Raw genomic sequence first — 6145 nt, 5'->3', positions numbered from 1 at the left:
ATCTCCGTGAGCGTGTGTTTGGCTTTCATGAGGCTGTAGATTTGGTATCGTTCTTCTCGGCTGAGGTGCTTGTACATTGGGCAACTTCGACTTGGCGGTTAAAGCGGCCATGATGCTCTCGCATCCTCAGCCACCTATAATCAGTTCATCTTTGTTGCACTTCGTCCTTGAATCCGCCAGCTAATTCAACATTTGTTTTGGAGTTTTTATGCGCGTCGACAAACTCACCACCAAATTTCAAGAGGCTTTAGGAGACGCTCAAAGCTTGGTCCTTGGCAACGATCATGCGTACATTGAGCCCTCGCATGTGTTGGTCGCGATGCTGCGCCAAACGGACGGGCCTAAATCCTTGTTGCAGCGTGCAGGGGCCAGTGTGTCAGGCCTGTTGTCCGCAGCAGAAGATGCCATGAATCGTTTAGTAAAAGTTGAGGGCCAAGAGCAGGTGCAAGTGGGCCGCGATACGGTGTCCTTGGTTCAAGCAGCAGAGAAAGAGGCCATCAAACGGGGTGATCAATTTGTGGCCAGTGAGTTGTTCTTGCTCGCGATGTGTGACAACAAAGGCAACTGGGGCAAGCTCGCCACACAAAATGGCTTAAGCCGACAGTCGCTAGAGGCCGCAGTCACGGCTGTGCGTGGTGGTAAAAAAGTGGACGACGCGGAGAGCGAAGGTCAACGCGAGTCGTTGAAAAAGTATTGCATGGACCTGACTGAGCGTGCCCGTCAAGGCAAGCTCGATCCAGTCATTGGCCGTGATGATGAAATCCGCCGAGCCATTCAAGTGTTGCAACGTCGCAGCAAAAACAACCCCGTACTTATTGGTGAGCCGGGTGTGGGCAAGACAGCCATCGTGGAGGGCTTGGCCCAACGCATCGTGGCGGGTGAAGTGCCAGATTCTCTCAAAGGCAAACGCGTGTTGTCGCTTGACATGGCTGCTTTGCTGGCAGGTACGAAATACCGTGGTGAGTTTGAAGAGCGCCTGAAAAGTGTGCTCAAAGAGTTGGCGCAAGGTGAGGGGAAAACCATTGTCTTCATCGACGAATTGCACACCATGGTGGGGGCAGGCAAAGCCGAAGGTGCGATGGATGCGGGCAATATGCTCAAGCCCGCCTTAGCGCGAGGTGAGCTGCATTGCGTGGGCGCGACCACACTGGACGAATACCGGAAATACATTGAGAAAGACGCAGCGCTTGAGCGCCGTTTTCAAAAAATAATTGTCGGTGAACCGACGGTCGAAGCCACCATCGCCATTTTGCGTGGGTTGCAAGAAAAGTACGAGGTGCACCACGGTGTGGAGATCACCGATCCCGCCATCGTGGCTGCTGCAGAGTTGTCTCACCGTTACATCACGGATCGCTTCTTGCCCGACAAGGCAATTGATTTGATTGACGAAGCAGCGGCCAAAATCAAAATCGAAATTGACTCCAAACCCGAAGTAATGGATAAGTTGGAGCGTCGCTTGATTCAGCTCAAAATTGAACGCGAAGCCGTGCGCAAAGAAAAAGACGAAGCTTCGCAAAAACGCATGGAGTTGCTGGAAGAAGAGATCACCAAGATTGGCAAAGAGTACGCTGACTTGGATGAAATTTGGAAGGCTGAGAAGTCATCCGCGCATGGAGGCGCACAAATCAAAGAGGAAATTGATCGTATGCGCCACCAGATTGAAGAGCTCACGCGCAAGGGTGATTTCAACAAGGTGGCAGAGTTGCAATACGGCAAATTGCCTGAACTTGAAAAGCGGATGAAAGAAGCCAATGCGCGCGAAAGCAATGAGGCCAATGCGGCGAGAGGTCACCGTTTGCTGCGCACGCAAGTAGGGGCGGAAGAAATTGCCGAAGTGGTGGCGCGTGCCACAGGCATCCCAGTCTCTAAGCTGATGCAAGGCGAGCGTGACAAACTTTTACAAATGGAAGACAAGTTACACGACCGTGTTGTGAGCCAAGAAGAAGCCATCACGGCGGTGGCCAATGCCATCCGTCGCTCGCGTGCGGGCTTGGGTGACCCCAATCGCCCCACTGGCTCCTTCTTGTTCCTAGGGCCTACGGGTGTGGGTAAGACCGAGTTGTGCAAGGCTTTGGCTGGCTTTTTGTTTGACAGCGAAGACCACATGATTCGCATCGACATGAGTGAGTTCATGGAGAAGCATTCGGTCAGCCGTTTGGTGGGCGCACCTCCTGGCTATGTGGGCTACGACGAAGGCGGTTACTTGACTGAAGCTGTACGCCGCAACCCCTACAGCGTCTTGTTGTTAGACGAGGTGGAGAAGGCGCATCCTGATGTGTTCAACATCTTGTTGCAAGTGTTAGACGATGGTCGTTTGACCGATGGCCAAGGCCGCACTGTAGACTTTAAAAATACCGTCATCGTGATGACCTCCAACATGGGTTCACCCATTATCCAAAGTATGGTGGGTCAAGATGCGCAAGACATCAAAGACGCAGTGTGGGATGAACTCAAATCACATTTCCGTCCGGAGTTCTTGAACCGGATTGACGAGACTGTCGTGTTCCATGCCTTGGATGCCGCGCATATTTCCAGTATTGCAGGGATTCAACTCAAGATCCTGGCTGCGCGTTTGACCAAGATGGATTTGGGCTTGGATGTCTCGCCTGCTGCCTTGGCTGAATTGGCCAAGGTGGGCTTCGATCCCGTGTTTGGTGCGCGTCCTTTGAAACGTGCCATTCAACAGCGTATTGAGAATCCGCTGTCTAAATTGTTGCTAGAAGGCAAGTTCCTGCCCAAAGACACCATTGCGGTTAGGGTAGACCCCGTGCATGCCCCAGGCGAGTTTATGTTCACCAAGGTCGAGGTTTGAACCGCGGGCGATGGGAGGCTTGTCATTGACCCGACGGCATTCAAAAAGCGCAGCAGTTAGGATGCGCTTCATTCTTTTTGTAGCGCTTTGTTATGACCACACTCAATCCTGTTTCTAACCCTTGGCGCGATGACGCAGCTGTCATTGGCTTGGTGGGCATTGCACACGCCAGCTCCCACTTCTCACACCTCTTGCTACCGCTCATGTTCCCCGTTTTTATGAGCACCTTTGGCTTGAGTTATTCAGAGGTTGGCTTTTTGATGACGGTGTTTTTCGTAGTGTCGGGTATTGGACAGGCTTCGGCAGGTTTTGTGGTGGATCGCTCTGGGGCTCGCCCAGTCTTGTTTGGCGCCGTGTTTCTGTTGGCTACGGGCTGCATGGTGGTTTCTGCAGCCAACAGCTATGGTGGATTGATGCTAGGCGCAGCGTTGCTAGGTTTTGGAAATTGCTCATTTCATCCAGTGGACTTCACCATCCTCAATCAAAAAGTATCGGCGTCCCGGTTGGGTTATGCCTTCAGCGCTCACGGACTGACGGGTAATTTGGGTTGGGCGTTGGCGCCCGTGTTCATGGTGGGGTTGAGCACCGCATTTGATTGGCGTGTGGCTTATATGGGAGCCGCTTTGCTGTTTGTTGCCATTTTTGTGTTGTTGCTTTGGCAGCGTGCGCTGTTGCATGCCGATGTGGTGAGCCACAAGCAAACGGCAAGTGGCGGTGACAGCTTGGCCTTTTTGAAGATTCCTGTGGTGTGGTGGTGCTTTAGCTTTTTCTTGCTCTCGACCATGACCTTGGCGGTGGTGCAAAGTTTTGCTGTGTCGATCTTGCAAGCGCTACACCACGTCTCTTTTGAAGAAGCCACAGTGACGTTGACGGCATACATGCTGTGTGCCGCGGCTGGCATGTTTGTCGGGGGCTTCGTAGCTGCGCGTTGGCCGCGTCACAGCGACAAAGTGGTGGCCAGTTGCATGGCCGTTGGCGCATTGTTTATGGCGCTGTGTGGCAGCGGGTTGTTTGGTGCAGAACTCACCATGGCTATTTTGGCGGCTACGGGTTTGGCGGTTGGCGTGGGTGGGCCTTCGCGCGACATGATGATCAAGAAGGCAACACCCAAAGGCGCGACAGGTCGTGTCTATGGCATGGTCTATTCAGGCTTGGACACAGGCTTTGCCATTTCTCCGCTCATTTTTGGCGTGTTCATGGACCATGGTTGGTATGGCGCGACCTTGTTGGGTGCTGCCTGCGTACTGCTGTTGAGCGTGGTAGTGGCCCTAGGCGTTGGGCGCAGAACAGTGAATGCTTGATGGAGAGGGTGGACATCCCAATTTATTAAAAAAGTCACGCAAGCCTTTGATTTTGAGTGACTTTTCTTTGCTAGACTCGCGGCTAATACATTTTTCAAGCTAAAGGATCGCCACTTGAAACGACTGCTGACTGCTGTTTTACTTGGATTGTTGACATCGCTGTGTACCTTGTACGCTCAAGCGGTGACCAATCAAAAAAAATCGACCGTGCAAAAGTCAAAACCCAGTGTGGTCAAGACACATGTGCGCCAAGCCAAAGTAGTCAAGGCAGTGCCGGCCATCCCTTCGTTTGGGCAAAAAGCAGGATTGCACACCACCAACGATATTTTGGATTTGAAGTCCAGTGTCGCGTATGTGATCGATCAAGATACCCATGAGGTCTTGTTGAGCAAAAACGACCAAGCTGTTTTACCCATCGCCTCGATCACCAAGCTAATGACGGGTTTGATCATCAGCGAAGCCAAATTGCGGATGGATGAGTCCATCACCATCACCCAAGACGATGTGGATACTGAAAAAGGCAGTAGCTCGCGCCTGCGCGTAGGCGCTACATTGACCCGTGGTGAGTTGTTGCATCTGGCATTGATGGCCAGCGAAAACCGTGCAGCGCACGCTTTAGGGCGAACGTATCCCGGTGGCATGCCTTCTTTTGTCGGCTTGATGAATGCCAAAGCTGCTCAGTTGGGCATGCATGACACGCGATATATCGAGCCTACAGGCCTGTCTAGCCAGAATCAATCCAGCGCCAAAGATTTGGCCACCTTGGTCGGCAATGCCTATCACGATGCGACCTTGCGTGAACTATCTACATCGCCTAGCTATAAGGTAGAAGTGGGTAACCGCACCTTGCAATACAACACCACCAACCGTTTGGTGAAGAATCCTAATTGGGATATCGGGTTGCAAAAGACGGGCTATATCTCTGAAGCGGGTCAATGCTTGGTAATGCAAGCCAAAGTGTCTGGCCGCAAGCTGATCATGGTGTTTTTAGATTCCGCCGGTAAATTAAGCCGTATTGCAGATGCTGAGCGCGTTCGTAAGTGGGTTGAAAACAATCACAGCGCACGCCCCCAAACCTGATTAAACGTTGGTTTTTTCTTTATAGCCAAGCGCGTGAGAGATAGCTTGTGTGGTGGCTTGAAGCTTGGGTAGCCAACCCTCATCTAGTCTATCGGCTGGGGCAGAGATGGATAAGCCCGCAACCAACTTTGCTTGGTCATCGTAAATACCCGATGCCATGCAGCGCACGCCAAGTTCTAGCTCTTCGTTGTCGCGTGCAACGCCGTATTGACGTGCTTTTGACAACTCACGTTCGAGGGGCGGCAGTTGTGTGATGCTATTTTTAGTTTGTCCAGACAGGCCTGTGCGGGTGGCATAGGCACGCACACGTTGTGCCTCATCCATTGCTAAAAATAACTTACCAACAGAAGTCAAGTGGAGCGGGGCGCGGCCACCAATTGCCCGAACAACTTGCATGCCAGAGCGCTCGCTAAAAGCGCGCTCGACATACACAATTTCATCACCTTGTCGCACGCTTAAATTCACAGGCTGTTGAATGAGCTTGTGCAATTCGCGCATGGGTTGGAACGCCACGTCACGAACATTCAGACGACCCTTGACCAAGTTGCCCAACTCCAACAACCGCATTCCCAGTCGATAGCTGCCTGCTTCAGGGCGATCTACTAAACGTCCGACAGCCAAGTCGTTCAGAATTCGGTGTGTGGTGGAGGGATGGAGTCCTGTGCGCTCACTGATTTCCTTCAATGAAATGGCTTCTTCACGTGAGGCCAGCACATCAATGAGCCTGAACATGCGCCCAATGACTTGGATGTTTAGCGTGATGGGTATATTAGATTTACGCATAATTAATTTTACCATGTGAAATTAATTATGCGGATTCAAGGACGAAGTGCAACAAAGATGAACTGGTTATAGGTGGCTGAGGATGCGAGAGCATCATGGCCGCTTTAACCGCCAAGTCGAAGTTGCCCAATGTACAAGCACCTCAGCCGAGAAGAACGATACCAAATCT

General features: G+C 52.0%; 4 protein-coding genes. 3 read left to right on the top strand and 1 reads right to left on the bottom strand.

The window, feature by feature from the left end; all coding sequences use genetic code 11:
• Positions 1-208: 208 nt before the first annotated feature.
• The 3 genes from clpB to RMS03_RS11535 all read left to right on the top strand — a co-directional run bounded on the left by clpB (position 209) and on the right by RMS03_RS11535 (position 5193).
• Positions 209-2812 carry an ATP-dependent chaperone ClpB gene (gene clpB / locus RMS03_RS11545; RefSeq protein ID WP_310627195.1) on the top strand — a complete coding sequence of 868 codons (2604 nt, stop codon included), beginning with the start codon at positions 209-211 and terminating at the stop codon, positions 2810-2812.
• Between the two features lie 92 nt (positions 2813-2904).
• Positions 2905-4113: an MFS transporter gene (locus tag RMS03_RS11540; RefSeq protein WP_310627194.1), complete on the top strand. Its 1209-nt coding sequence runs from the start codon at positions 2905-2907 to the stop codon at positions 4111-4113.
• Between the two features lie 114 nt (positions 4114-4227).
• Entirely contained in the window at positions 4228-5193 is a 966-nt protein-coding gene (locus RMS03_RS11535; protein ID WP_310627193.1) for a serine hydrolase, read from the top strand.
• On the opposite strand, the gene RMS03_RS11530 is transcribed toward RMS03_RS11535, so the two are convergent.
• A complete protein-coding gene (locus RMS03_RS11530; RefSeq protein ID WP_310627192.1) occupies positions 5194-5976 on the bottom strand; it encodes an IclR family transcriptional regulator in 783 nt (260 codons plus the stop codon).
• Positions 5977-6145 lie beyond the last annotated feature (169 nt).

It is taken from the genome of Limnohabitans sp. (assembly GCF_031538885.1).
In the GTDB taxonomy this organism is placed as follows: Bacteria; Pseudomonadota; Gammaproteobacteria; order Burkholderiales; family Burkholderiaceae_C; genus Limnohabitans.
The sequence above is the reverse complement of the archived record's forward strand: the minus strand, read 5'-3'. Positions and strand labels throughout refer to the sequence as shown.